Here is a 26,570-nt window from a genome sequence, read left to right as displayed (position 1 = left end):
TTGCACCTTCGTAAAAATGAGTAAATGAATAAAGAAGATAATTTCGGCAGACTGTTGGCTCTTTTGCTGATTACGTTTGGCATCTGCCTGGGACTATATTATCTGCCGGACAGAATATTCGGCCAGAAAATAAAAAAGGTTGACTTACTTTCGGATTTACGGGTGAAAACGCAGTCGTTGTCTATGGACTCGCTGCGTAAACAGCTCGAACAACCGGATACATTGGAAATAGATTCGGTAGCCTTGCGCGATTCGGTCATCCGTTCGACGGGGATTGACTCGGCGGCATTGGCGTTACGCGATTCTTTGTATAACGTGATGTATTCCGTTCAGGGAGCCGATTCGCTCGGTACGCATATCGAAGATTATTCGGTAGGGCATATCGGGCTGAAACGTTTCTTTGCAGCGTTGAAGAACAGGGATCAGTTGAACCGTCCGGTGCGCGTTGCTTTCCTGGGTGATTCGTTTATCGAAGGGGATATCGTTGTGGCTGATTTGCGTTCTGCCCTGCAAAAGGAGTTCGGTGGACGCGGGGTCGGTTTTGTGCCTATTGCATCCGTTGCCGCCCAGTTCCGTCCGACAATCGAGCAACGTTCGGAAGGCTGGCATACCTGGTCGATGCTGACCGATCATGAACATGGTTATACCCTTTCCGGTATGATGTTCGAACCTAAAAAAGATGGGAAGGTAACCGTCTCTCTCAAAACAACCAACCGTTATCCGGAACTGGAAACAGCTTCATCATTGAAATTCCTGTATGAGCAGAATACGGGAACACGTATGGAATTACACTATAACGGAGAGCCGGATACGATCCGTGAACTGTTGCCACCCACCACAAAGATCACTCAATATGTACGTAAAGGGAACTTTACCGAAGCTGCTTTTTCTTTTACGGAGACGGAAGGTTTCCGGGCTTTGGGTGTTGCGCTGGAGGATAACTCGGGAGTCGTAGTCGATAATTATTCGTTACGCGGAAACTCCGGCATGATTCTAAACCGTTTGGATAGCGCACGTTGCCAGCATTTGAACGAAATACGACCGTACGATCTGATCATTCTTCAATATGGACTGAATGTTGTAAGCGACAGTGTCTTGCAGTATGGCTGGTATAATAAACGTATGGTGGAAGCCGTCCGCCACGTACAGGCTTGTTTCCCGCAGTCGGATGTATTGTTGCTGGGTGTTTCCGACCGCAGCCATCAGGAGGACGGGGAGTTTGAAACGATGCCTGCCGTGTTGGCTATGCTTCATACCCAGCGGCAGATCGCCCGTAAAGTAGGTATCCCGTTCTGGAATACGTTCGGTGCGATGGGAGGCGAGAACAGTATGGTTCGTTTCGTGGAAAACAACTGGGCAAGTAAAGATTATACCCACCTGAGTTTCAGGGGAGGACGTGAGATAGCCACGGCGTTATTCAACGCATTATTATTAGAAAAAGAATTTTATGATGAAGCAGACAAAGTGGTTCATTAACCTGTCGGTTTTGTTGGCGTTGATCGCGATCACCGTCGGGGCAAAGACTCTGTCGCCTTCCCGTACGACGTTGAAGGATGGCGTTCTTTTGCCTGATACGCTGACGGTTCCGGATACGGTTGCTTTGCCTGCCGTTTCTTATAAGATGGGGGCGGCTGTCGATTCCGTCCTGTTATCGGAAAAGGACAGTTGTGTGAGTGATTATGCCCCTCTGCATCATTTTTTTGCAGCACTCGATTCCTTGCGTGCCGGAAAAGATACGGTCGTAACAGTCGTGCAATTGGGCGATTCCCATATTCAGGCGGGTCATTATAGCGGACGTGTCATGCGGCTTCTGCAACAGCAGTTCGGTAATGCCGGACGGGGCTGGATCGCTCCGTTCAAACTGAGCAAGACGAATGAGCCGGACGATTATTTTATTTCGTCTGTTATTAAAGAATGGGTAGCCGGACGTTGTATCCAACATAACAGGAAATGTCCGATCGGACCGGGAGGTATTGGTATTCAATCCGTGTCACCTTCCATTAATTTCGATATCAGCATGGCTCCTAACAATGGGGCGGGTTATTCATTTAACCAAGCGGTTATTTATCGGGGCGAAAAGTCCATGCCGATGCTGCCAGCCGGAAAGAGGAAGGATTCGGTGGAGACGGTTTTAGGTCAGACGGCTTGTGCTCCGGGAGTGATTGCGGATACGTTCCGTATTTCCGGTCTGATCGATACGTTGCAGTTGCAGAGTACCCGCCGCAAACAAGGGACCGACAAGTTGCTGCCTGCTTCTTCTTTCAAAAATCTGTACTATGGTTTTAACCTGACCAACGGTCAGCCGGGGATTCTGTATCATTCGGTGGGAGTGAACGGTGCTATGTACGTGAATTATACGGATGAAGAGTATGTTCGCCAGCTTGCTCTGCTGAATCCGTCGTTACTGATTATTTCTTTGGGAACGAACGAGACGTTCGGCAGGCGTTTTAACCGGAGTGAGTTTGCCGGACAGATTGAAGATTTTATTTCTTTGGTGAAAAAACAGATGCCTCATACGGCTATCTTACTTACTACGCCGCCCGAATGTTACAAACGGGTATATGTAAATAAGAAGCGTACGTATGTGCGCAACGAAAATACGGAACGCGCCGCAAAGGCAATTGTCGATGTGGCCCGTCGGGAAGGTGTGGCTTGCTGGGATTTGTTTGCAGCAACAGGAGGTAAGACTTCGAGTGCCAAATGGCATAAAGCCGGATTGATGGGGAGAGACCGTGTTCATTTTACAAAAGAAGGCTATCAGGAGCAGGGTACGTTATTGTATCGCGCACTGATGCAAACTTATAACAAATGGAAAATTGAGAATTGAGAATTGAAAATTAGAAGAAAGTAATAGCGGTATGAATAGCGAAATAATAACAAACTTCATAAAACGAAATGTTGAGATTTGCAGTTTTGACGGTTCTACATTTTCAATTCTCAATTCTCAATTTTCAATTGCCAAACTGGGTGATGTGCTTACTTATCAGCACAATGCGCCGATACTTTTTAGTAGTGGCCTGTTTTTCTTTCTTTTCATTGGTTTCCTGATCATATACATGTCACTCAGGAAGCATTTGCTGGCGCGTATAATTTATGTGACGCTTTTTTCCCTTTATTTCTATTATAAGAGTAGCGGATTCTGGTTTTTCCTGTTGCTGTTTACGGCTACTTCCGATTTTTGTATTGCCCAGGGAATATTTCACACGGTGACTCAATGGAAGCGTAAGTTGCTGGTCGTTCTAAGTTTATGTATAAATCTCGGTTTGCTGGGGTATTTTAAGTATTTCAACTTCCTGCTGGAGATCATAGCTTCTGTTACGCGGGAGTTCGGCTATCAGTTCGGGAATACCTCCATGCAGAGCGTGACATATCAGCCGTTGGACATTTTTCTGCCTGTCGGTATTTCGTTCTTTACATTCCAGACAATCAGTTATGTTATCGACGTTTACCGGGAAAAGATCACGCCGCTGACCCGTTGGATCGATTATGTATTTTATGTGTCGTTCTTCCCGCAGCTGGTGGCAGGACCGATTGTGCGTGCCCGCGATTTTATTCCTCAGATCTATAAGAATCCGACAGTTACCCGTTCCGAGTTCGGGGAAGGTTTGTTTCTGGTTTTGTGTGGTCTGTTCAAGAAGACGGTAATATCCGATTATATCAGCATGAACTTTGTGGATCGGGTCTTTGATGCACCGCTACTTTACACCGGAGTGGAGAATTTGCTGGGTGTGTACGGATATGCTTTACAGATTTATTGTGATTTCTCCGGCTATTCGGATATGGCGATCGGTATTGCCCTGTTGCTGGGATTCCGTTTCAATATGAACTTCGATTCGCCCTATCAGTCGGCTACGATTACGGAATTTTGGCGTCGCTGGCATATCTCTCTTTCTTCCTGGTTGAAAGATTATTTGTATATTTCTCTCGGCGGAAACCGGAAAGGAAAGGTGCGTACATATATAAACCTGCTGATCACGATGCTTTTAGGTGGTTTGTGGCATGGGGCTTCCATGAGTTTTATCATTTGGGGAGCTATACACGGGGTGGCACTGGCTATCCATAAGTTTATTATGGGACGATTCAGCAGTTTCAAACAGTTAGGATCGGAGATGAAACCCTGGCGCAGGGTGTTGGGGATATTTATTACTTTTCACCTGGTTTGTTTCGGCTGGATATTCTTCCGTGCCGATTCACTGCAGACGGTGAAAGAGATGCTTTCGCAAATCTGTACAAATTTCCATCCGGAGGTGTTTGCACAATTTGTTACCGGTTACAAAGGCGTTTTTATATTGATGATAATCGGTTATGTATTGCATTTTATGCCTAAATCGGCAGAGAATGCTTTGCAGGGTGTGGTTACCCGTTCTCCGCTAGTGGTACAGGCAGTGATCCTGGCAATCATGGTCTTCGTCGTGGTACAGTTCAAGAGCGCCGGCGTACAGCCTTTTATCTATTTCCAGTTCTGATGTAAACTAAATATTTCTATAATTATGAAAGCAACCCCGATATTGTTCCTGCTCCTGGCAGTTTTTGCCAGTGGAATATCAGGAGTAAAGGCGCAACAGAATAGTTTGCCGGAAGAGCAACTTCATTTGCGTCAGGAGGTCAGACCTTATCTGGATAGTCTGATCATTGAAGAACCCAAACCGGACGATACGGATATTTCCCGGTTTCGTTTGGAAGCAGTCTTTCCGGTCAATAAATTGACTCGCTTTGGAACAAACGAAGGTGAGTTTACTGCTTTTACGCCTGATAATCCCAAGTTGAAAGGGCTTGTAACCGAGCCTGTCCCTTTGTTGGGTGGTGCCCGGATCAGTTTGATCTATTCCTTTGTGGATGATTACGAGAATGCGGTCCCTATTGCCTGGAAGTATCGGTTTGAAAGTGTGCGGCAGAAAGGCGAATCGGGAGAGGAGATGGCTTGTCAGTCTCTTTATCTGCATGTATTGAACGATCTGCGTTTTTCCAGAATTAAAGTTGGATTGATGGATGTCGTACTGTTGCCGCCGGATAATGACGGAAAACAGATAAATAATGTACCTAAGTTGGGATACCGTTCCATGAGTTTCAGCCGTGCGAATGACGATCAATATATGCTTACTTATTTGTTGAAGACAAATGAGGGTGTTTATAGTCCGATCGATCGTTCCGAAGGTTCTGACCGTACTTTTCCTGAATATATCGGCGGATCATCGGCACAATTTTGGTTTATCCGGCAAAATATGGAATATCCGGAGAAAGCCCGGGAGGAAGAGGTGAGTGGAACCGTTCTTATCTCTTGTACGGTTGAACCTGACGGCTCGGTGACTGATCCGCATGTCTTTCTCGGTTCGGAGCCGTTACTGAACGATGAAGCGATCCGTCTGGTAGGTTTGACAAGTGGAAAATGGATTCCGGCAACCCGCAACGGAGAGAATATTGCTGATGAAAAAGTGATCCCTGTTACTTTCGATCTGAATGATGATGGAATAAAAATAGTGGAACATACGAAAAAGTCCGGAAAGAAGCTGCCGCTCAAGGCTTATCTGTTTTTTGGGGCAATAGCTGTTGCCGTTATTCTCTATTTGAGAAGTAAGTTCCGGAAAAAGAACCGGAAGCCGGATCCGGCTTTACGTCCTAATATTTCTGTCAGCAATGATAAAATAGTGATCGTTGTCGGAGTGGAAGAAGCGGACGTGGAACAGATGTTACGTGTATTTACCGATATATATAATAGTCGCCGGTATGATGCGATTATTCGTATCCATCCGATGGGCAAACAGGTATTTGCCTTGACTTTCCCGTATGATATCAGCTGGGAGGTTTTCATCGAGTTGATGGATCACCTGGTGTATTTTGATGATAATGAGCATAAGGCACAGATCAGAGCGTGGCTGACTTTACCGAAAGAATGTGAACCGGTTGCCGGACAGCATGTCATGTTGTTCTTTCAGGAGGATGATAAAGACTTTGAGCCTCTCTATATATCAACCCAATACAATCGTATCTGGAAAATAGATTACGAAACCAATACATTGAAAGAAGCAGAGGCTGGAGAAGAGTATGCTAAACCTCCTTTCGCTTATAATGAAATTGTACAGGTGAATTTTATAGAGATAGACTGATTGAAGAATCCTGTATAACAGGCTAAAACAGTTTGAATACAAGGGTATATAAAAAACGAAATGGCCAGCTTTCACAAGAGGGCCATCTCTAAACCAAAACCTTAACTATGAAAAAATTTACGTTTTTCACTTGTAAAGATACTATTTATTTTTATATAGCCTCACAATATTCTCTTTATTTTGTGTCATAAACGCACTTTTAACATAATGGCATAAGATCGGTGGTTTAGCCAAGCAGATAAAATCTTTTTCAAAAAAGTCAGAATTTAATTTGGTGGAATAAATATTTTTCGTTCCTTTGTCATATAGAAATAGTACAATGTTTGTATAATATAATATTTACCTATATGATAAAGTTCTTATTAGATTATTCCAGTGGCGTCCCGGTATACCGGCAAATCATCGACCAGATCATATTTGGCATTGCATCCGGACAATTAAAACTTGGTGAACAGCTCCCAACGGTCAGAGCCCTTGCAGTAGAACTGAAAGTGAATCTGAACACGGTCTCTAAAGCTTATAAGGAATTGGAAATTAGAAATATCCTTGAAACCCAACAGGGCACCGGTACCTTTATCAACAAAACAGAAAATGTAATAGACGAAAAGGAGCGGAAAGACAAATTAAAGGATATTTGTATGCAGCTTTCCTCTGTCGCATTTAGTTATGGCTTTACTCTCAACGACATCATACACGAATTAAAGAATATTGAAACCTCTAAAAAATAATACTTATGACAGCAAATGTAATCAGCAAAGGATGGTTTAATCCCATTTCTATTTCAGTTTTGTTAGTACTGATTTTCATATCAGTTGTTCTGCATATTTTACATATTGTAAGTACGCCGGTGTTGTTGTTTCTGATCCTCTTATCGGGATTATTGGCTCTTTCGATCCGCATTGCCGACCAATGGGAGCGGGCAGTGGTGTTGCGTATGGGTAAATTCAAGGGCTTGAAAGGTCCGGGCCCGTTTATGATTATTCCTATTCTTGATAGCGTATCGGCTTATATCGACCAGCGTGTGCGTGTAAGTACTTTTAAAGCTGAACAAACTTTGACAAAAGACACTGTACCGGTAAATGTGGATGCAGTTGTATACTGGACGGTTTGGGATGTGGAAAAGGCAGCCCTGGAAGTACAGGAATATCAAAAAGCCATCGAAAACATAGCCCAGACCGGTTTAAGAGATACGATCGGCAAACATGAACTGTCTACTCTATTGCAGGAGCGCGATAAGATTGCCGAAGATTTGCAGCACGTCTTAGACAGGAATACGAATCCCTGGGGTATAACCTGTCAAACAGTAGGTATTAATGATATTGCCATACCGCAGGATTTGGCTGATGCAATGAGTAAAGAGGCACAGGCCGAACGTGAAAGAAGAGCCCGTGTTATCCTGGGAACGGCTGAAACAGAGATTGCCGATAAGTTTGAACAGGCCAGTAAAAAATATACAGACAACCCTGTCGCGTTGCATCTCAGAGGCATGAACATGCTCTTCGAGGGCTTAAAAGAGAAAGGTTCAATGATTATTGTACCAAGTTCGGCACTGGATACTATGAATCTGGGAGTTATGGGAGGATTGGTTTCGTTGGCAAAGAGCAATGAGGCTTCGTTTAAGGAATAGTTTTAAAATTGATTTGTAGAATATTTTCTTTTATTTGAAATTCAGTAGACAAGTCTATTACTATGTCTTACAAATTAGAGGTACGTCTAAATCCATTTACACGTACCTCTAAATTTATTTACACCTGCCTCTGTCTCAAAGAACTATTCGGATGAACGAATAAAATTTCATCATCCTGTGAATAACAGAAGCTTAATCTTTTTCAATCCTTAGATGGCGTAGATCAGAACCTGAAACCTCTTGGAATACCTGCAGTCCGAACTCAGGCAAAATAGCTAGAATATGGTCGAACACATCCGCTTGAATACCTTCGTATGGAATCCAGACAGTTGTGGCTGCGAAGAAATATAATTCCATCGGGATCCCTTTTTCTGTCGGTTGCAGTTGGCGTACCATGCACGTTAAATCTTTGTTCACGTCAGGATTACTTTTCAGGTAATTCACCAGGTAAGCACGAAAAACACCGAGGTTGGTTTGGCGGCGTCCGTTCACTTTGATAGAATCATCTATATTATGCTCTTCATTATATCTTTCCAGTTCCTTTTGCTTTGTGTCGATATATTCGGTTAATAAGGATATCTTGCGGAATTTGGCTAGCATTTCCGGGGTACAAAAACGTACACTGTTCATGTCGATATTGATCGATCGTTTAACGCGTCGACCGCCTGATTCCTGCATGCCTCGCCAGTTTTGGAAAGAGTCGCTGACAAGGGCGTAAGGTGGTATCATGGTGATTGTATTATCGAAATTCCGTACTTTGATCGAGTTCAGTGTCACTTCGATCACAGTTCCGTCTGCGCCGTATTTAGTCATCGTGATCCAGTCGCCAGGACGGAGCATATCATTGGCCGATAGCTGGATGCCGGCAACGAATCCGAGTATCGTATCTTTGAATACCAACATAAGGATAGCCGCGGATGCCCCCAATCCGGCAAACAAGGTAGCGGGTGATTTCCCTATCAGTATACTAATGATAATGATAAACCCGACAAAGAATACAAGCACCTGAATGATCTGCACAAACCCTTTCAGCGGCTTATTCTTGAAGGCTTCTTTCCTGTTGTATATTTCGAGGAGCAGATTTAATGCCGCATTAATAAAACGCAATATGACGGCAACAATATAGATACTGCAGATCATTTGGAGAATACCGAGCAATGTAGGCATCTCACTCCTGGGAAGTGCCAAAGGCAGCATGATATAAACCAAAATGGCGGGGATCAGGTGCATCAGCTTGTTGATGATCTTGCGTTCCACGATCAGGTCGTCCCATTGGTTTTTGGTCCTTTTGGCAAAGCGTTTAAATAATCCGAGGAAGATGTAACGGCAGGTATAATCAATGCCGACGGTTACTGCTATAACGAGAAGCAGTACGATCAGGTTATCCCATATATTTGCCGAATCGCGTACTAAACCCCATTTGATCAGATAACTGTTAATCCATTGTTGTAATTCACTCATACATTTGTCTTTAAAGTTGCGAACACAAATATAGGTAAAAAATCAGAGTCTCCCAAGTGACCGTTATCAGTCCGAGTATTGATATACTTTCAGTTCGAACTTAGGCACCATCGCAAAGAAATGATCGAATATATCCGACTGGATGCGTTCATACTCTTTCCATACTTTATTACGGGAAAAGAAATAGATTTGAATAGGCACGCCGTATTCGGTCGATTGAAGCTGGCTGATGATCAGGTCGAGGTCTGTGTTGACAACAGGCAAACTGTTCAGATAACGTTCCACATAGATACGGAACATCTGCGAATTGGTGGGCGTAACCCCTTTATCCGGCTGGTAATCGGAGAGGAGAGGAATCTCCTTGCGGAACGTATCCAGCATATCCGGTGTACAGAATTTAATTGTATTCAGATCGAGAAAGATCGATTTCATGACCCGTCGTCCGCCGGATTCGACCATTCCCCGCCAGTTTTGGAAGGAATTATTGACCAATGTATAGGGTGGAATTGTGGAAATCGTATTATCGAAATTCTGTATTTTTACAGTGTTCAACGTAATTTCCTGCACGACACCGTTGGCATTCGATCCCGGAACTGTGATCCAGTCGCCCGGTCGCAACATATCGTTGGCAGAAAGTTGTATGCCTGCTACAAATCCGAGTATCGTGTCTTTAAACACCAGCATTAGGATCGCTGCTGAAGCACCCAGTCCGGCAAACAAGGTGGCGGGTGATTTACCGACCAGAATAGCTATAATTACAATACCGCCGATAAAGAAAGCCAGCACCTGGAATACCTGTATGAAACCTTTTATCGACCGGTTTTTATTCACTTCCTTGTGATTGTATATATCCATTATCACAAGGATAAATCCGTTGATCGCCAATAGTAAGACGAATACGATATAGACAGCGCACACTTTTTGAGAGAGCAGCAATAACTCTTTTCCCCGGATAAAAGCCATAGGAAGCAATGCGTACACCAAAATACCGGGAATGGCATGCACCAAATTGTGCACTACTTTTCGTTTGATCAGCAGTGTATCCCAGAAATAGTGACTTTTCTCCGACAGCTTCCGTACACTACCCACAAAAATAAACTGACATAGATAATCGATGCCGACCGCTAAAACAATCAGCAATGCAGCAATGATAATCTCATCGAAAGTGTTTGCAATTTTTGGATCGACTCCCCATCCAATGAGGATCTTGTTCATCCAACTACCTAAGTTCACCATATTATTTATATCTATTTCTCTATAAAGATAACATTTATAATTTGAAATGTGCCTGTAGGATCTACTTTCACATTAATCACATACACCTTAACAACAAAAATTAATTCATAAAATGAGATCTTATTTTGTGAAAAAACATCATTTGATCTAGTCGAAGTGTTAAATAATCGCCATGGAGACTATTGGATTCTGTAAGATTTTTAGACATAATCGATTATATATTTTAGTTAATATGTGTATAATGTGTGATTGTCGTTTTAGATAGCTGTGTATTTGTGTATATGATTGATTATTAGTGTGTTGATAAAGCATAATGACTAGAAAAAACGTTCCTTTTTTTTAGTCACTGCAAAGTTATAATAAAAGTTAGAACAAACAATAGCGTATTTTCTATATCCCTTATAATTCATACAGTATAAGAAATTCATTTTTTCATCTCGTAACAAATAAAATGACGCAAAAAAAGGAACGATTAATCTAGTCATTCTTATAGGGACATTGTCGATTTATTATTTAACAATATAAATCTTCAAATTGCTATGATTTTTAATGGCTATTTTGAAATTTAGTATTATGTACATTACAGTAAGTTACTCTGTGACTGACGTACTTTGTTATATGCAATAACGAAATTCTATAACTTTAAAACTATTGATTGTTAATCGTTTTTCATCCATTAAAATTGATCCTATGACGTTTATTTCACTGTTTCGTTATTTCTCCAAATTAAGGTATTTTAATCAATGGATAATTTTCTTGATTGATTTGTTCCTTTCCGGCTGCTCTACTTTGATTTCTTTGGGGCTTCTCTCTTATGTTTTAGCTTTTAACTATTCGATACACATATTTGCCATAGCACTGTTTTCTTCTACATTATGCAGTGCCCTTAGCTTTGTCTGCTTTAAGAGCTATAAAGGTGTTATTCGCCATTCTGCCTTCACCGAGGTTGGCCGCATCCTTCTGGTCACTTTCCTGAAGATATTGCTGTTGATACCGGTTATCGCTTATCTGGCAACCGAACTGACTTTCCGTAATATCTTATTAGGAACTCTGATCGATCTGTTCTTAACATTCTTCCTGCTGACCCTTTTCCGGGTGACACTGATTACACTGTATCATTTGGTCCTGAATATATCCAATCGCGACAAGCTTCTGATTTACGGAAGTGAAAACCGTACAACAGCCCTGTTCGGAGCCTCCTTGAATGATAAGCTGATGTACCAGGTTGAAGGATATCTTCGTTTCGGCAATAAATCTTCATTACGTATAGGCGGATATAAAGTCTATTCCGTTAGAGATCAGATTGAATTTAACAGCTTGGTTAACAGGAAAAATATCAAAGCCATTCTTTTCACAGACTTCCAAGCCATCAAAGCCGAAAGCGAACGCCTGATCCGTTACTGTGAAAAGAAGAAAGTCCGTATGCTGATGCTTCCGACTATCGACGAACTCAGAGAGGGAAGCAAAACATTGCATAATCTCCCTGCCGTACGTATCGAAGATCTATTGGGTCGTGATGAAATCCATATAAATATGGAGGAAATCGCAAACTCCCTTCAAGGAAAAGTTGTTTTGGTAACCGGAGCAGCCGGTTCGATTGGTAGTGAACTATGCCGTCAGCTATGCCATTTCGGTTTAAAGCAATTGATCTTATTCGACAGTGCGGAAACACCGATGCACAACATACGCCTGGAACTGGAAGAAAAATTCCCCGAAGTCCGGTTCGTGCCTGTCATGGGAGATATCCGTATGATCGACCGTGTCGAGAGCGTATTCAGCCGCTTTCATCCTCAGATCGTCTTCCATGCCGCCGCCTACAAACATGTGCCTTTGATGGAGGAAAACCCCTGTGAAGCCATTCATACGAACGTCTATGGTACTCACAACGTAGCCGATATGGCAGTAAAATATGAGGTAGACAAATTCATCATGATCTCTACTGACAAAGCCGTAAATCCAACGAATGTAATGGGTGCATCCAAGCGCCTGGCCGAAATCTATGTTCAAAGTCTAAGTACTGCGATCAGTAGAGGACTGCATCCCGGAAAGACTCGTTTTATTACGACTCGTTTTGGAAATGTCCTGGGAAGTAATGGCTCGGTTATTCCCCGTTTCCGGGAACAATTGGCAAAAGGAGGTCCGCTGACAGTAACTCACCCCGATATTATCCGTTACTTCATGACTATCCCGGAAGCCTGTCGCCTGGTGCTGGAAGCCGCTTTTATGGGAAAGGGAAATGAGATATTCGTATTCGACATGGGAACACCTGTAAAGATAGCCGATTTGGCACGCCGTATGATTGAACTGGCAGGTCTTGTCCCTGATAAAGATATAGAGATTCAGTACACAGGTCTTCGTCCGGGCGAGAAACTCTACGAAGAACTTTTGGCTATAAAGGAGAATACGCTGCCGACATCGAATGAAAAGATTTATCGTGCCCAGGTTCGCGAATACGATTTCAATGAAATCAATAATTTAATGGAACCGTTGGTTCACCTGGCTCTCTGCGTTGATAAAGTCGGAACGGTGAAGATGATGAAAGAGATTGTTCCGGAGTTTAAGAGTAAGAATTCGGAATATGAAGCCTTGGACAAACAACAATAAAGACACAGAGTGAAAAGTTTAAATAACTTTTTCCAGATATTCTTTGTTGTATTATCCATCCTCTGTTTTATCGGAGGACGCTATGTTGAAGGAATTTGTATTTGGCTTTCTCTTCTGACTTTAGCTGTTTGGCCGATATTGGCCGCCAATCTGTTGATGGGAGTCATACAATTGTTCACAAAGAAAAAATGGAGATGTTCTATTTCTCTCTTTGCCATTTTGCTCCACACCAATTATTTGCTGGCAGTTTATCAACTGCCTTTCTGGAATCAGCAAGAAGTAGCAGACTCGGAAGGAACCCCATTGACTGTCGTTACTTACAATACCAGTCATTTTTATTGGGGCAAGAAGTACACAATGAATGAAGCTGCCGCTTATATAAAGGAGCTTCAGCCCGATATTGTCTGCTTTCAGGAAGCACCCGGCGATGGTTATTACCACCGTGACAGTATCCGATACGCCTTTGATTATGTTTTGTATAAATATATCAGCCGGCGTACCGACCATTTACCAACAACGATTTACAGCCGTTACCCCATCCATTCGGTAAAGGCTCTTTATTATGAAAATTCTCAGAACATGTCATTGATAGCTGATGTACGGATAAACAATCAATACATCCGCGTAATCAACAATCATTTTGAGACGACAAGCGTCAATGCTTATATAGGTAGAATCATTGCGCCTAATAAAGAGTTTAAGATCCGTATGAAAGCCATCAAAGAATTGTTTCTACAGATGAATCGCAATAACCGGAAACGGGCAGACCAAGCAAATACAATCCGTACAGAGATTGAAAATTCTCCTTATCCTGTACTTGTTTGCGGAGATTTCAATGATACACCGGCTTCTTATGCATACCATCAGGTTCGAAAAGGGTTGACTGATGGCTTTCGGGAATGTGGAAGTGGGTATCAATATACATTCCGACAGTTGTATAAGCTTTGGAGGATAGATTATATTTTTTATTCGGAGTCGTTGAAAGGGAGAGAGTGCTATTCTCCGGAGACGTCTTATAGTGACCATAATATGGTAGTTTGGAAAGGATTTGTGAATTAATCTCACCAACGGATACAATGAGAAGTTTTTGAAAAGAAATCAACAGTTATATAATGAAAGTACTTCAAATTAATGCAACTTATGCTAATGGAAGCACTGGTACCATTGTTCAGGATTTACAACAATGTTGTGAAGAGAATGGGATTGAGTGTCATGTTGCTTATGCAATTTCAAGGATACCACAGCATGAAATAAAAAATGGCTATAAGATTGGCAATATTGTAAGTAATAAGCTACATGCTTTGTTATGTAGAATAAATGGTAAACAGGCTTATTTCTCATTTCTGCCTACATTGAAACTATTGAAGTATATTGATAAAATACAACCAGATGTAATCCATCTTCATAACTTGCATAGTAATTACATCAATTTAAATATGTTATTACGTTATATTGCTAAACATAATATTGCGACAGTGATTACTATGCATGATTGTTGGTTCTTTACAGGTGGTTGTTTTCATTATACTGATATGAATTGCTTTAAATGGCAAGAGCAATGTGGAAATTGTCCTAAGAAAAAACAGGATACACCAGCTTATTTGTATGATAAATCCCATGAAATCTTGATGGATAGATATAAGTATCTCAATGCAATTAAAAATTTGACTGTAGTAGGCGTTTCTGATTGGATTACAAAAGAAGGAAAGAAGTCAGTTTTTAAAAACATACATTGCATGAGTATTCATAATGGTATAGATACTATGGTTTTCAAACCGACACCTTCTAATATCAGAAAACAATATGGTCTTGAAGATAAGTTCGTATTACTTGGACCTGTAACTAAATGGTTGAGTACAATAAATAAAGATGTTTTAAAAACTTTTGTTGCAGGTTTTGATAGTGATATGGTTCTATTGCTGTTTGGTTATGATAAGAGGTCGATAGAATTGCCAAATAATGTCAAGGTTATAGGTTATACTTCGAGTAAAGAAGAATTAGCTAAATTATATTCAATGGCTGATGTTTTTGTAAATTGTACACGAGAAGATTCTCTACCGACTATCAACATGGAAGCGCAAGCTTGTGGCACTCCTGTTATTTCGTTTGCTAATACAGGAGTAACAGAAACAGTGAATAAGCAATATGGTGAATGTGTAAAAACAGGAGATGTTATTGCATTATTAACTGGTATTAGAAAGATTAAAAATGATAAGCAGCATAATTATTCTGAAGGTTTGGTTAAATGGATTTTGTCTGAATACAAAAAAGAAGTTAATTATAAGAAATACATAGAATTATATAAAGGAATTTTACAATAAGTGGAAAAATGGCTATTAATCAGTTAAAAGTAGGGGCTGCACTAAGTTATGTTTCTATTGCTTTAAATATGGTGATAGGATTAATATATGCACCTTATATGCTTCGAATGTTGGGGCAAGCAGAATATGGTCTTTATTCATTAGCAGCTTCCATAATAGCTTACCTTACAGTGCTTGATCTTGGTTTTGGCAATGCTATTGTACGTTATACTGCCAAATTTAGAGCTGAAGGAAATGTTCGTGAGCAACAGGAAATGTTTGGAATGTTCTTAGCTTTATATGTAGGCCTTGGACTTATTGCAGTCATAGTCGGTAGTATATTGGCTATTAATGTAGAGGATTTGTTTTCATTAAACATGACTGAAGATGAGGCTTGTAAGATGCAAATAATGTTATGGTTAATGACTTTTAATCTAGCATTTACTTTTCCGATGAGTATTTGGGGAAGTATTATGACTGCATATGAAAAATTTGCATTTCAACGGATTGTAAGCATTGTTAGAACAATTTTAAATCCACTAGTGATGGTATTATTGTTATCGATAGGGTATAAAGCTGTTGCGATGGTAGTAGTAACTACTTTATTCAATATTTTTACGTTACTAATCAATTTATTTTATTGTTATTCAAAACTGAATATAAAAATAAAATTTGGAGTATTTAACCCTATTTTGCTAAAAGAAATATCAATATATAGTTTTTGGATTTTCTTAAGTGTGATAATGGATAGAATATATTGGAGTACGGGACAGTTTGTACTTGGTATTTTCAAGGGTACAGTGGTAGTTGCTATTTATTCTGTTGCAATTCAACTAACCCATATGTTTATGATGTTCTCTACATCTATCAGTGGTGTATTTTTACCAAAAGTAACAGCTATGGTTTCTACTAGTAATTCAAATAAAGAAATTTCAGATTTATTTATCCGTACTGGAAGGATTCAGTATATTATCATGTCTTTTATTCTTAGTGCTTTTATCATATTTGGACAATCTTTTATAAGAATTTGGGCCGGTGAAGCTTATGAAGAAGCATATTATATATCGTTACTGTTTTTTTTTACTTTATTACCCCCTATGATTCAAAATCTAGGAATTACTATACTTCAAGCCCGAAATCAAATGCGTTTCAGAGCAATTAGCTATGTAGTTATTGCTATTTTTAGTTCTTTATTCTCAATTTATGGAGCTAGAAGATGGGGGGCTATAGGATGTGCCTATGCGACAGCTGGTGCATTGTTACTTGGTCAAGGTTTACTTATGAATATTTATTATAAAAAGAAGCAAAAAATAGATATTCGAAAATTTTGGTATGAAATAATAAAGATGTCAGTCATGCCTGTTGTTTTTGTTCCTATTTGTATATTTTGCATAAATAGTTTAAGTATAAACTTGGATAACATATCTACTTTTATTTATTCAGCAATAATATTTACCTTATTGTATGTACCTCTTTTTGGATTTATAAGTATGAATAAATATGAACGAAATTTGTTCACTCGTCCCATCAATATGTTAATAAAAAGGGTATGAAAAAGTTAGTGTTAAAGAGTGAAGACTGCTGTGGATGTGAGGCTTGTGTGCAACGATGTCCACGTAAATGTATTACATTAGAAGTGGATTGTGAGGGATTTCTTTTTCCATATATAGATGAAAATTTATGTATAAATTGTGGTTTATGTAAAAAGGTTTGTCCTGTAATTCACTCTAACATTTCTAGTATTCCTATTAAAGTGTTTGCTGCAATAAATTCAAACGAAGAAGTTCGTTTAGAGAGTTCTTCTGGTGGTATATTTTCTTTATTGGGAGAGAAAATATTGAAACAAAAAGGAGTTGTTTTTGGAGCAAAATTTGATACTGAATTTGGAGTGATACACGATTTTATCGAAATGAAAGAAGAACTTATTTTGTTTCGAGGTTCAAAATATTTACAAAGTCATATAGATAGAAGTTTCATCCAAGCACAATTTTTCTTAAAACAAGGTCGTAAGGTACTGTTTAGTGGTACTCCATGTCAAATAGCGGGACTCAGAAGATTTCTTAATTACGATTATGAAAATCTTATGACTGTAGATATTATATGTCATGGGGTTCCAAGTCCTTCTGTATGGAAGCGTTACCTTTCTGAAAATTTTCATCTAAAGCCATCATATAATATTTCATTTCGTGATAAATGTAGAGGATGGAAAACTTATTGTTTTTCTATAACAGATTCATTGACTGGGGAAAAAATTTTCATTGAACCTGCTGTTAAAAACTCATTTTTATCTGGATTTGTAGCGGGGTTATTTTTAAGAAAATCTTGTTACTCGTGCAAATTTAAGAATAACACAAGTGGTAGTGATATTACTCTTGGAGATTTGTGGAATGCAAAACGATATGATGATTGTGTCATAGATGATGATAAAGGTATAAATGTGGTATTAGCAAATACACAAAAAGGAATATCCTTATTAAAAGAAGTGGGTTATTTTCCTTCTATTGACTATCTAAATGTTATCATGGATAATCCTTCGTTAGTTTATCCAACTAAAAAAACAATAAAACGTAAAGTATTCTATAGTTGCAATGATTTGACTGTTAACGAAATAGTGAACAGACTATTAAAACAATCATTTGTACAACGGAATGTTTTTCTAACTTATAGTTTATTTAAATGTCTAAAAAGAAAATAGGAATTCTTACTCATCCTTTGATAAACAATTACGGAGGTATTCTTCAAACTTTTGCTTTGCAAACTTATTTGCAGCATTTTGATTTTGAGGTAGTGATACTTGACCGCCGTAATAACAGAGGGGTTATAAAGAGGTTGGCACTTGCAATGTTGAATGCGATTCCTTTTACCCCATATTGGAAGGCCAGAATACGAGTGAGAAAATTAACTTCATTTATCAATACTCATATTCATCGGACTAAAGCTATTTATAGTGATTGGGAATTTAAGAAGGTTTGTGACAAGAATATTTTTGATGTTATTGTAGTAGGGAGTGATCAAGTATGGCGTGCAGACTTTGCTTCACCACGTGGTGGATTATATTTTTTGGATTTTATACCTAAGAATTCAAAGACGAAAAAGATAGCCTATGCAGCTTCGCTAGGGTATGATGACTGGCGGTATACTTTTGAAACAACTATTAAGATACAAGAATGGGTATCTGATTTTATAGCGGTATCTGTTCGTGAGGAATCTGCGGTAAAGCTTTGTAAGGAGAATATGCATGTGGATGCTACTCATGTGTTAGACCCTACATTCTTATTGCCTGTTACAGAATATGACAAGTTGGCTTCAACTAGATTAGTTATAGGGAAGTATATTTTTGTCTATTGGTTAGGTGATAGGGAAAGTCTTCGTAAAGCTATACTTCCGTTTATTAATAAAGGATATACAATTATAGAACAAAGTCTAAGAGGGAATAATATACAGATGTCTATTGAAGATTGGTTGTCGTATATCAAGTATGCAGATCGTGTAATTACAGATTCTTTTCATGGATGTGTTTTTTCTTTGATATTTCATAAACAATTTATTATTCATGCTAATCAGTCGGGAGGAACGACTCGTCTTGCATCGTTGTTTAAGATGCTGAATATAGAAGGAATATTTAATAACTCTGACTATATGATTGATTATATTGCATTAGATAATACATTAATAACTTTGCGAAATTTTTCAAAAGAATTTCTCTTTAAGGCATTAGAAATATGACTATAACATTCTACTCTAATTTTCTGAATCATCACCAACTTTCTCTTTGTAATGAATTCATCAATATAATAGGTTTAGATAATTTTAAATTTGTAGCCTCTCAAAAAATTGATTATGAGCGTATTGAAATGGGTTATGAGGATATGAATGTGAAATATTCGTTTGTGATAAAAGCTTATGAAAGTGAGGCTGAATTAATGATGGCGAAGGAGCTCGCAAAAAAAAGTGATGTGGCTATTATGGGGGCGAATAGTAACCAGTTTTGTAAGATTAGGATGAAAGTCAACAAATTGACTTTTCGATTTTCAGAACGTTTTTTTAAAAATGGAACTTGGCATCGATTTATTCCAACAACAGCTTATACAATTTATAAAAACTATACTCTTTATCGAGAAAAGTCTTTGTATGTTTTATGCGCAAGTGCTTATTTAGCAGAAGATTTAGCTTTGTTGGGATTTCCTAAGTCTAAGTGTTTCAGATGGGGATATTTCCCAGCAATGAAATTCTATGAAGGACCAGTGATGAGTCTTAAATCATCAGATAAGATTGAATTACTTTGGGTCGGTCGAATGATTTGGTGGAAGCATCCAGAAGATGCGGTATATACATTAGATTATCTTCTTAAAAAAGGACTTTGCTGTCATCTTACCATGATTGGTGAGGGGAAGAAGCGTAAAGAGGTAGAAGCTCTTTCGCGTAAATTAGGAATTCAAGAAAATATTCTTTTTAAAAATTTTTGTTCAGAGCAAGAAGTTCGCCGATATATGGAATATGCAAATATTTATATTTTTAGTAGTGGTCGTGAAGAAGGTTGGGGAGCAGTTCTAAATGAAGCGATGAATAGTGGTTGTTTGGTTGTTGCGAACGAACATGCAGGTTCTACACCTTTTCTTATCCAACAAGGAAAAAACGGATTAGTCTATAAAGGTTCTCATCACGGCTTGATGAAATGTTTAGATATGATTGTTGAGGATAAATCAATAATATCAAAAATGGGAGAACAGGCTTATTATTCTATTTGTGAAATTTGGAATTACCGTGTAGCTGCAAATAACTTCGTAAAACTATCTCAGGCGTTGATGAATAATGATAGTGAAAAATCTATATTGTTTGGGCCGGGTAGTGCATATTATTATTAATGAATGATTATGTGTTTCTATATAATCTTTAAATAGTTCATATGAAGGTTTGTAATTTAATTTATATTTTTCCTCTTCTAGCTTTTTTTGTAGTATTGAATGTGAATCCTAATGCTGCATATGTTGATTTGGAAGCTCAATTATATGATTTGTCTTATATAGAAGATACCAATATCTCAGAATATATAGAAAGTCAATCTCTTATAGGAAGACCATTTCTTTATCAATCAGTATATGCAATATTGCATCAATCAATTGGACTTAATGCAAAAACCTATATCGCTATATTGACATTTGTTTATTATTTAATATTGATAATTGTTGTCAATGTTTGGAATAATAAATTGAGAAAAAATACAAATATAACAATAAATAAGACATTTGCATTTATAATACTTTTTACATCTATGAGTCCACTTTTCTTTGCGGTTTCTCGGTTTTTCTTTGCGGTTATATTGGTTATAATGGCTCTAGCTTTTGGATTAAAAAAGATATATTTTATTGGAGGAATATTATTATTGTCTGCTCCGTTAGCCCACGATGGTATTAAAATTATATTTTTAGTATTGTTTTTGGCCGTATTGTTTTCGTGGCGATTCAAGAGTAACTTGAGTCAAGTTTCTCGGATGAATAGAAATGTATGGATTACAATTATATGTATAGCGGCTTTAATGGGTTCAACATCGTTGATACAATTATTGGGACGTTTTTTAATAAGATTAGGATTACTTCAACAAAGCTATTCTGATAGTTATTTGGATTCAGTTGGTAGCGAAGGATACTTCAAATTTGTCATTGTGTTAATGATGCTTGGCCCTCTTCTTGCATTGTATATTAACACAATCCTTTATAAAAGAACTGATTTCCTTTATTTTTTAAGTGTTTCTATTTTGATATGTGTGTGTGCTGTGTTTAATTATAGAATATTTATGGTGCAGAGGTATATGATGTTTGTACCATTTATACTAGCATTAACTACTCAAAATATAATGAATGATTATAATTATAGAGTTTGTAATATGCCAGTATGGTATCTATCAGTATTAATGTTAATACCCTTTTGTTTCTTTTTACAGTTATATCTTTCATCGCGGTTCTTTTTCCCATTTTTTTATTGATAAAATAAAAATGGGAAAAATCATATAAAACTTAATATATGCAGTCCAAAATTACAATTATAGTTCCAGTCTATAAAGTAGAAAAATATATATATCGTTGTATAAATAGTGTATTAGCTCAAACTTATTCAAATTGGGAATTAATTCTTGTTGATGATGGTTCACCTGATAAGTGTCCTATTATTTGTGATAACTATGCTAAAGCTGATGGACGTATTAGAGTGATTCACAAAGAGAACGGAGGATTGTCATCTGCACGCAATGTAGGGCTAGAGTACTTGTCTGGTGATTATGTAACTTTTTTGGATAGTGATGATTTTATTCATTCTGATACACTTCAAGATACTTTACTATTAGCAGAGAAAGAAAATGCAGATATTGTACAATTTTCTTTTTTAAGGGGGAGAGAAGATGTTTTTCCTTCTATTAAAAAAGAAACTTCTGTTCGTCGTTTTGATAATCACTCTATATTTTGCAGTAGTGTTCAGAAGATTATTGTGTGGGGGAAATTATATCGTAGTGAATTGTGGAAAGGAATTAGAATGCCTATAGGTAAGGTTAATGAAGATGATGCTACGACTTGGAAATTATATTATAGGAGTAGTCGTATTTTATATGTGAATACACCTTATTATTATTATTATAAAAATTCAGAGAGTATCATGGCTAACCAAAAAAAGGTTCTCAAATTAGATTTCATTAGCGCTTATGAAGAACGTATTGCTTTTTTTGAAAATGAAAGAGAAAAATTATTGACGGACCTTTCTAAATGGCGTTTTTGTTTACCGTTAATGCTGAATTATGCGTATGGTAATGTGAAAAAAACAGAACTTCCTGTTTTATTAAAATACTTTCAGCTTCATGTTAATGCAGCTATAAATTGTTCAAAAGTCCCATTATTACATCGTTTTATACTCTCTATGTTCCGTATTTATCCATATTTTTTTAGATTCTTATTTATGTTTTTAGGAAGAGCCCGTAATCTATAAATAAAAATTGAAGATGAAGATACTACTGATAACAGACGAAGAATGGAATGATTATGTGTATGGCAATGGTGTATTGACCAATTGGTTTACAGGTTTTGATGCCGAATTTGCTCAGATTTATTGTAGTCCAGGAGAACCTGTTAATTCAATCTGTAATCGCTATTTTCAAATTACGGATGGTCAGATGGGGAAATCTCTATTGGGTGGAAAAAAAGCTGGTGGTAGCATTAAGAAAAAAACAGATGTAGAACAAATTCACTATTTAAAACAAAATGCTCAGCGTAAGGGAATTTATGGGTTTATGAAGAAAGTATCAATCTTTTTTCATACGCTAGTAATGATACTTCGTGATTTTATTTGGTGTACAGGCAGATATAATAAGGAGGACTTGAATACTTTTGTGAAAGACTTTAATCCTGATGTGGTATTTTGTCCAAGATATATAACTCCCAAGTTGATGAGATTGGAAAAATTAGTATCTGAAATGACAAATGCACCTTTTGTTGCATTCACTGCGGATGATGAAGCTTCTTTGAATGGAATTAGTTATTCTCCTCTATATTGGATGAGAAAGTCTTTTGTTCATTGCTTGTTTAAAAAACATGTTTCAATTTATTCGCATTATCTGATGTTTTCGAGTGATCAGGCGGAAGAGTATAAAAATGAGTATGGTATTGAAACGGAAACACTTTATAAGTGTTGGATATTTAAAGATTCCTTTAGTCCGAAGAAAGTAGGAAAACCTATTCGGATGGTATATGCAGGAAGACTCTATTGTAATCGGTGGAAATCTCTTGCAGAGATAGGAAAAGCACTTAAAGAAATTAATAAAAATGAGATCCGGATTGTGCTTGATGTTTATACAACAGAACTATTGACAAAAGAGCAAAAAAAAGCTCTTTCTGAAGATTGTTTTATTTATGTAAGAGGTAAGGTGACTCCCGCTGAACTTATAGAGATATACCATAAAGCAGATATCGCTTTACATGTAGAATCAATGGATAAGAAAAATAGGTTGTTAACGCGTGTTTCTTTTTCAACTAAAATTATAGACTTAATGGCTTCATCTTGTGCAATACTTGCTATTTGTTGGGAAAAACATACAGGATATCAATATCTGAAAGAAAAAGATGCAGCATTTTGTTTATCTAGTTATAATGAAATATTACCTCTTCTCAATGAAATATGTGAAACACCTTCACTTATACAAAAGTATGCAGAAAAAGCCTACACTTGTGGTAAGATATATCATAATAGAGGAGTGATACAGGGACAATTAAAAAGGGTTTTTGAAGAAATAATTACTCGGTAGAAGATTATTTATTGTTGCATTATATGCTAAAAACTATGATTAAGAGAAAATTCTTTATAACAACAACTGTCCCTACGACACTGGGCTTTTTTAGAGGGCAATGTAAGGCTCTGAGAGAAATATATGATGTATGTGTTGTATCTTCACTTGACAAGGAATTGATACCATTTGCAGAGCAAGAAGGTATTAGATATAAAACTTTGACCATGAAGCGGGATATATCAATCTATAATGATTTATTGTCATTATTTAAATGGATATGGTTACTTATTATTGAACGTCCTTTTGTAGTTCATGCAAATACGCCTAAAGCTTCGTTATTGGCGATGATTGCAGCATGGTTGACATTTCGTCCAGTGCGTATTTATATGTGCCATGGTTTGCGATACCAAGGCTGCGAAGGCAATAAACGCAAGTTATTGATGGTAATGGAGAGGATTTCGTGCTTCTGTGCAAACAAGGTGATTTGCGTAAGCCAGGGAGTTAGAGAACAACTTGCCGAAGATAGTATTTGCTCTTTGGAGAAGTCAAAGGTCATAATGTATGGTAGTGCCAATGGTGTAGATACAGAGCGATTCAATTCTGAAATAGTTGATGAGTCTGCTGTAAAGTTTCAATATGGTATAAAGGAAGATGATCTGGCTTGTCTCTTTATTGGCCGCATGGTTCGTGATAAAGGTGTGGAAGAGTTGGTGGATGTAGTTGTTCGGCTGCATGAAGAAAGTTTGCCTATTAAATTATTGTTGGTTGGTGGTCGTGAAGAAAAGCTAGATGCATTATCTGCTAGTACAGAGCAATTGATTAAAGAATCCAATTATATTATAGAGTGTGGTAAACAGTCGGATGTAAGGCCTTTTATAAAGGCCTCTAAGATACTTGTACTTTCTTCATATCGTGAAGGTTTTGGCCAGGTCTTGGTTGAAGCAAATTCTCTTGGTGTTCCGGTTATAGCCTCTAATATTGTTGGTTGTAAGAATGTTGTTTCACAAGGCATCAATGGTCTGTTATGTGAACCTCAAGACAAAGTTTCTCTTTATGGTTGTATGATTAAATTATTGAATGACATGGAACTCTTTAATTCAATAAAATTGCAATGTAGACAATACATCTTAGAGCATTTCGATCACAAAATGGTTTTAAAAGCTTATGTGGAATATTATAAGAGCTTTTTAGATTAATGGTAAGTAAATAATTTGCAAGAAAATCCATGGAACGTTTTGCTACAAGAAGACAGAAACTATTTTGCAAAATTTAGCACGCAAACAACAGAATCTATTTTATCAGTTTCCCTATCGTCTGCGTGCCCAAAAGAAACCCTCAAATCCCCCGATACTCCCACTCAGCATCAAAACAAGGACACGCCTTGGGTGGTCGCGGATTGAGGCGGTTATGTCCGGTAATAAGCGCTCCGGGATAGAGCCGTCGGAGAATCGTCAGCAACTCTTCCAGCCGTTCGCGCTGGCGGGGCGTACGGGTATCGGCAGGATTCCCATCGGGATCAAGTCCGCCCTCGTAACAAATACCGATCGAGCAATGGTTCAAACCCTTTACATGGGCACCCACCTCGCCAAGCAGGCGAGGGTGGGTGGTAGTTCCGTCAGTGCGGATGTAAAAATGGTAACCGGTCGTGCGAAAACCTTTGCTCCGGTGGTCGTGTTCCAGCTGTTCGGCGGTATAAGGCCGGTTGCAACGGGTGGCGGAACAGTGGACCACGATAAAACGGACACTTTCCGTAGCATGGCGCATGAGTTCGATCTCGCCCTGCAGGACGGTTTCGCAGATGGGAACCATGGCTACATGCACGACTGGAGTCCCAAGGCTCCTAAAAGGGTGGCTACTACGGTGGCGATCACCTTTAACACAATGCCCCAGATTTTGCGCTTGGGGTTTTCCGGTGCCGGATTGGTTTCGATGGTTTGTTGCATAGGTTTGTAAATTTAATAGGTTTGTAAATGTATGGATTCAATCAGATGACGGTGGGACCGGTTCTATTCGATTACCGGTCTGTCGTCTTCATCATCTTCTTCCGGTACTTGCGCACCATTGATGTTTACTTTCACCAGGGATGTTTTTTCGCCCAGGAGCGAGTAGCGGCGGCTGCCGTTGATGCGCGTGAACGAAGGAGTAAAACCGGGAATGATGCTCCGGATTTGGGTGGCTTTCGCCTCTTCGGCCTTTTCAACGCCTTTTCCTGTGACGAAACGGTTGTAGACGGTGCCGAATCCGAGCAGTTCCACCTTGTACCCCTTTTGGAGGTTGACGATGACATAGCGCTGGTAACGATCCAGGACATTCAATACATCCCCTTTAGTGAGGGACGATTCTTCGGCAATCTGCTCGGCGGCATCGGCAGTCGAGAGTGTCCCATAATAAAAGGGCGCAGGTTTAAAAACTTCTTTCCGTGGTTCTTCACCCGGAACGCGATACTTGCGGATCAGAAATGCTTGTGGCATACGCTTTAAATTTTAATGGTTGAACAATGTTTACAATGCAAATGTACGACAGTGGGCAAACGCGAGTGATGCCGGATGATGCGGACGGTGAGGCCCAGCGATAATTTTTTACACTGCCTATCGTAAGACCCTAACAATAGGCATTGTAAGCACTTAACGATGGGCAACGTAAGATTCTTACGATAGGGAATGTTGCTTTATCCTCTGAAGGTACATTCGGTTAAAAACGCTCTCCCGGTTCCCCCAGGTACCGGACAATGAGCCGGACCTGTAGGGGCGTAAAAACACGTTGGCAAGGAGAATAGCCGCATTGGAGCAATTCCTCATGCAGTTGTTTACAACGGATAATCCAACGACGCAGGCGATTACATGCCTGGTGAGGGGCCAGCTCCGGAAAGTAGAGGCAGGCGAGGGTTGATTTTTTGAGGGGATAAGACTTCATGATAGTTGACAGTTGATAGTTGACAATTGACAGTTGATGATGGATAGATTTATGATTGG

The 26,570-nt window shown here is 38.7% G+C and carries 23 protein-coding genes; 17 read left to right on the top strand and 6 right to left on the bottom strand.

Going from position 1 to position 26,570, the window contains the following annotated elements:
* Positions 1–24 precede the first annotated feature (24 nt).
* The 6 genes from P3L47_RS17890 (at position 25) to P3L47_RS17865 (ending at position 7,731) form a co-directional block, all read left to right on the top strand.
* Complete coding sequence (locus P3L47_RS17890; RefSeq protein ID WP_277781623.1) at positions 25–1,476, top strand: SGNH/GDSL hydrolase family protein; 1,452 nt, start codon at positions 25–27, stop codon at positions 1,474–1,476.
* On the top strand, positions 1,451–2,827 hold the full coding sequence (locus tag P3L47_RS17885) for a GDSL-type esterase/lipase family protein (RefSeq protein ID WP_277781622.1): 1,377 nt from the start codon (positions 1,451–1,453) through the stop codon (positions 2,825–2,827). The genes P3L47_RS17890 and P3L47_RS17885 overlap by 26 nt, the downstream gene beginning before the upstream one ends.
* A 31-nt stretch (positions 2,828–2,858) precedes the next feature.
* Positions 2,859–4,466 (top strand): MBOAT family O-acyltransferase, encoded by a 1,608-nt coding sequence (locus P3L47_RS17880; RefSeq protein WP_277781621.1) that lies wholly within the window; start codon positions 2,859–2,861, stop codon positions 4,464–4,466.
* 24 nt (positions 4,467–4,490) lie between these two features.
* Complete coding sequence (locus P3L47_RS17875; RefSeq protein WP_277781620.1) at positions 4,491–6,104, top strand: energy transducer TonB; 1,614 nt, start codon at positions 4,491–4,493, stop codon at positions 6,102–6,104.
* A 347-nt stretch (positions 6,105–6,451) separates the two neighbouring features.
* Complete coding sequence (locus P3L47_RS17870) at positions 6,452–6,832, top strand: GntR family transcriptional regulator (protein ID WP_122360095.1); 381 nt, start codon at positions 6,452–6,454, stop codon at positions 6,830–6,832.
* 5 nt (positions 6,833–6,837) lie between these two features.
* Positions 6,838–7,731: a slipin family protein gene (locus tag P3L47_RS17865; RefSeq protein WP_277781619.1), complete on the top strand. Its 894-nt coding sequence runs from the start codon at positions 6,838–6,840 to the stop codon at positions 7,729–7,731.
* A gap of 192 nt (positions 7,732–7,923) precedes the next feature.
* On the opposite strand, the gene P3L47_RS17860 is transcribed toward P3L47_RS17865, so the two are convergent.
* On the bottom strand, positions 7,924–9,192 hold the full coding sequence (locus tag P3L47_RS17860; protein WP_277781618.1) for a mechanosensitive ion channel family protein: 1,269 nt from the start codon (positions 9,190–9,192) through the stop codon (positions 7,924–7,926).
* A 66-nt stretch (positions 9,193–9,258) separates the two neighbouring features.
* On the bottom strand, positions 9,259–10,428 hold the full coding sequence (locus tag P3L47_RS17855; protein ID WP_277781617.1) for a mechanosensitive ion channel family protein: 1,170 nt from the start codon (positions 10,426–10,428) through the stop codon (positions 9,259–9,261).
* 690 nt (positions 10,429–11,118) lie between these two features.
* Between P3L47_RS17855 and P3L47_RS17850 the strand changes: the two genes are divergently transcribed.
* Genes P3L47_RS17850 through P3L47_RS17800 form a run of 11 tightly spaced genes read left to right on the top strand, consistent with a single transcriptional unit; the run spans position 11,119 to position 24,794 of the window.
* Positions 11,119–13,032 carry a UDP-N-acetylglucosamine 4,6-dehydratase family protein gene (locus tag P3L47_RS17850; protein WP_277781616.1) on the top strand — a complete coding sequence of 638 codons (1,914 nt, stop codon included), beginning with the start codon at positions 11,119–11,121 and terminating at the stop codon, positions 13,030–13,032.
* Positions 13,033–13,041: 9 nt separating this feature from the next.
* Positions 13,042–14,091, top strand: a complete 1,050-nt coding sequence (locus tag P3L47_RS17845; protein WP_277781615.1) for an endonuclease/exonuclease/phosphatase family protein — start codon at positions 13,042–13,044, stop codon at positions 14,089–14,091.
* Positions 14,092–14,144: 53 nt separating this feature from the next.
* Complete coding sequence (locus tag P3L47_RS17840; protein ID WP_122360089.1) at positions 14,145–15,353, top strand: glycosyltransferase; 1,209 nt, start codon at positions 14,145–14,147, stop codon at positions 15,351–15,353.
* 8 nt (positions 15,354–15,361) lie between these two features.
* A complete protein-coding gene (locus P3L47_RS17835) occupies positions 15,362–16,885 on the top strand; it encodes an oligosaccharide flippase family protein (protein WP_122360088.1) in 1,524 nt (507 codons plus the stop codon).
* Positions 16,882–18,027: a Coenzyme F420 hydrogenase/dehydrogenase, beta subunit C-terminal domain gene (locus P3L47_RS17830; protein ID WP_122360087.1), complete on the top strand. Its 1,146-nt coding sequence runs from the start codon at positions 16,882–16,884 to the stop codon at positions 18,025–18,027. Before P3L47_RS17835 ends, P3L47_RS17830 begins: the two co-directional genes overlap by 4 nt.
* Complete coding sequence (locus P3L47_RS17825; protein WP_122360086.1) at positions 18,009–19,058, top strand: polysaccharide pyruvyl transferase family protein; 1,050 nt, start codon at positions 18,009–18,011, stop codon at positions 19,056–19,058. The genes P3L47_RS17830 and P3L47_RS17825 overlap by 19 nt, the downstream gene beginning before the upstream one ends.
* Positions 19,055–20,197: a glycosyltransferase family 4 protein gene (locus P3L47_RS17820; protein WP_277781614.1), complete on the top strand. Its 1,143-nt coding sequence runs from the start codon at positions 19,055–19,057 to the stop codon at positions 20,195–20,197. The genes P3L47_RS17825 and P3L47_RS17820 overlap by 4 nt, the downstream gene beginning before the upstream one ends.
* Before the next feature lie 41 nt (positions 20,198–20,238).
* Positions 20,239–21,315 carry a hypothetical protein gene (locus P3L47_RS17815; protein ID WP_277781613.1) on the top strand — a complete coding sequence of 359 codons (1,077 nt, stop codon included), beginning with the start codon at positions 20,239–20,241 and terminating at the stop codon, positions 21,313–21,315.
* Positions 21,316–21,353: 38 nt separating this feature from the next.
* A complete protein-coding gene (locus P3L47_RS17810) occupies positions 21,354–22,304 on the top strand; it encodes a glycosyltransferase family 2 protein (protein WP_277781612.1) in 951 nt (316 codons plus the stop codon).
* A 13-nt stretch (positions 22,305–22,317) separates the two neighbouring features.
* On the top strand, positions 22,318–23,616 hold the full coding sequence (locus P3L47_RS17805) for a glycosyltransferase family protein (protein ID WP_122360082.1): 1,299 nt from the start codon (positions 22,318–22,320) through the stop codon (positions 23,614–23,616).
* 35 nt (positions 23,617–23,651) lie between these two features.
* Positions 23,652–24,794 carry a glycosyltransferase family 4 protein gene (locus P3L47_RS17800; protein ID WP_233576968.1) on the top strand — a complete coding sequence of 381 codons (1,143 nt, stop codon included), beginning with the start codon at positions 23,652–23,654 and terminating at the stop codon, positions 24,792–24,794.
* A 139-nt stretch (positions 24,795–24,933) separates the two neighbouring features.
* Here the strand turns inward: P3L47_RS17800 and P3L47_RS17795 are convergent, their stop codons facing one another.
* The 4 genes from P3L47_RS17795 to P3L47_RS17780 all read right to left on the bottom strand — a co-directional run bounded on the left by P3L47_RS17795 (position 24,934) and on the right by P3L47_RS17780 (position 26,511).
* Complete coding sequence (locus tag P3L47_RS17795) at positions 24,934–25,407, bottom strand: N-acetylmuramoyl-L-alanine amidase (RefSeq protein WP_122360080.1); 474 nt, start codon at positions 25,405–25,407, stop codon at positions 24,934–24,936.
* 2 nt (positions 25,408–25,409) lie between these two features.
* The gene (locus P3L47_RS17790; RefSeq protein WP_158585845.1) at positions 25,410–25,541 is read right to left on the bottom strand and encodes a smalltalk protein; all 132 of its coding nucleotides are present in this window, start codon (positions 25,539–25,541) and stop codon (positions 25,410–25,412) included.
* A 63-nt stretch (positions 25,542–25,604) separates the two neighbouring features.
* Complete coding sequence (locus P3L47_RS17785; protein WP_122360079.1) at positions 25,605–26,069, bottom strand: HU family DNA-binding protein; 465 nt, start codon at positions 26,067–26,069, stop codon at positions 25,605–25,607.
* 220 nt (positions 26,070–26,289) lie between these two features.
* Positions 26,290–26,511 (bottom strand): DUF4248 domain-containing protein, encoded by a 222-nt coding sequence (locus P3L47_RS17780; protein ID WP_277781611.1) that lies wholly within the window; start codon positions 26,509–26,511, stop codon positions 26,290–26,292.
* Positions 26,512–26,570: the final 59 nt, after the last annotated feature.

Origin of the sequence: Parabacteroides chongii (assembly GCF_029581355.1) — a bacterium.
In the GTDB taxonomy this organism is placed as follows: domain Bacteria; phylum Bacteroidota; class Bacteroidia; order Bacteroidales; family Tannerellaceae; genus Parabacteroides; species Parabacteroides chongii.
This window is presented reverse-complemented; position numbering and strand designations above follow the sequence as displayed.

Bases quoted from the DNA above. Each gene is read 5' to 3' on its own strand.
- P3L47_RS17890 (WP_277781623.1), top strand. From the start codon at position 25: ATGAATAAAGAAGATAATTTCGGCAGACTGTTGGCTCTTTTGCTGATT.
- P3L47_RS17885 (WP_277781622.1), top strand. From the start codon at position 1,451: ATGAAGCAGACAAAGTGGTTCATTAACCTGTCGGTTTTGTTGGCGTTG.
- P3L47_RS17880 (WP_277781621.1), top strand. From the start codon at position 2,859: ATGAATAGCGAAATAATAACAAACTTCATAAAACGAAATGTTGAGATT.
- P3L47_RS17875 (WP_277781620.1), top strand. From the start codon at position 4,491: ATGAAAGCAACCCCGATATTGTTCCTGCTCCTGGCAGTTTTTGCCAGT.
- P3L47_RS17870 (WP_122360095.1), top strand. From the start codon at position 6,452: ATGATAAAGTTCTTATTAGATTATTCCAGTGGCGTCCCGGTATACCGG.
- P3L47_RS17865 (WP_277781619.1), top strand. From the start codon at position 6,838: ATGACAGCAAATGTAATCAGCAAAGGATGGTTTAATCCCATTTCTATT.
- P3L47_RS17860 (WP_277781618.1), bottom strand. From the start codon at position 9,192: ATGAGTGAATTACAACAATGGATTAACAGTTATCTGATCAAATGGGGT.
- P3L47_RS17855 (WP_277781617.1), bottom strand. From the start codon at position 10,428: ATGGTGAACTTAGGTAGTTGGATGAACAAGATCCTCATTGGATGGGGA.
- P3L47_RS17850 (WP_277781616.1), top strand. From the start codon at position 11,119: ATGACGTTTATTTCACTGTTTCGTTATTTCTCCAAATTAAGGTATTTT.
- P3L47_RS17840 (WP_122360089.1), top strand. From the start codon at position 14,145: ATGAAAGTACTTCAAATTAATGCAACTTATGCTAATGGAAGCACTGGT.
- P3L47_RS17835 (WP_122360088.1), top strand. From the start codon at position 15,362: ATGGCTATTAATCAGTTAAAAGTAGGGGCTGCACTAAGTTATGTTTCT.
- P3L47_RS17830 (WP_122360087.1), top strand. From the start codon at position 16,882: ATGAAAAAGTTAGTGTTAAAGAGTGAAGACTGCTGTGGATGTGAGGCT.
- P3L47_RS17825 (WP_122360086.1), top strand. From the start codon at position 18,009: ATGTCTAAAAAGAAAATAGGAATTCTTACTCATCCTTTGATAAACAAT.
- P3L47_RS17820 (WP_277781614.1), top strand. From the start codon at position 19,055: ATGACTATAACATTCTACTCTAATTTTCTGAATCATCACCAACTTTCT.
- P3L47_RS17815 (WP_277781613.1), top strand. From the start codon at position 20,239: ATGAAGGTTTGTAATTTAATTTATATTTTTCCTCTTCTAGCTTTTTTT.
- P3L47_RS17810 (WP_277781612.1), top strand. From the start codon at position 21,354: ATGCAGTCCAAAATTACAATTATAGTTCCAGTCTATAAAGTAGAAAAA.
- P3L47_RS17805 (WP_122360082.1), top strand. From the start codon at position 22,318: ATGAAGATACTACTGATAACAGACGAAGAATGGAATGATTATGTGTAT.
- P3L47_RS17800 (WP_233576968.1), top strand. From the start codon at position 23,652: ATGATTAAGAGAAAATTCTTTATAACAACAACTGTCCCTACGACACTG.
- P3L47_RS17795 (WP_122360080.1), bottom strand. From the start codon at position 25,407: ATGGTTCCCATCTGCGAAACCGTCCTGCAGGGCGAGATCGAACTCATG.
- P3L47_RS17790 (WP_158585845.1), bottom strand. From the start codon at position 25,541: ATGCAACAAACCATCGAAACCAATCCGGCACCGGAAAACCCCAAGCGC.
- P3L47_RS17785 (WP_122360079.1), bottom strand. From the start codon at position 26,069: ATGCCACAAGCATTTCTGATCCGCAAGTATCGCGTTCCGGGTGAAGAA.
- P3L47_RS17780 (WP_277781611.1), bottom strand. From the start codon at position 26,511: ATGAAGTCTTATCCCCTCAAAAAATCAACCCTCGCCTGCCTCTACTTT.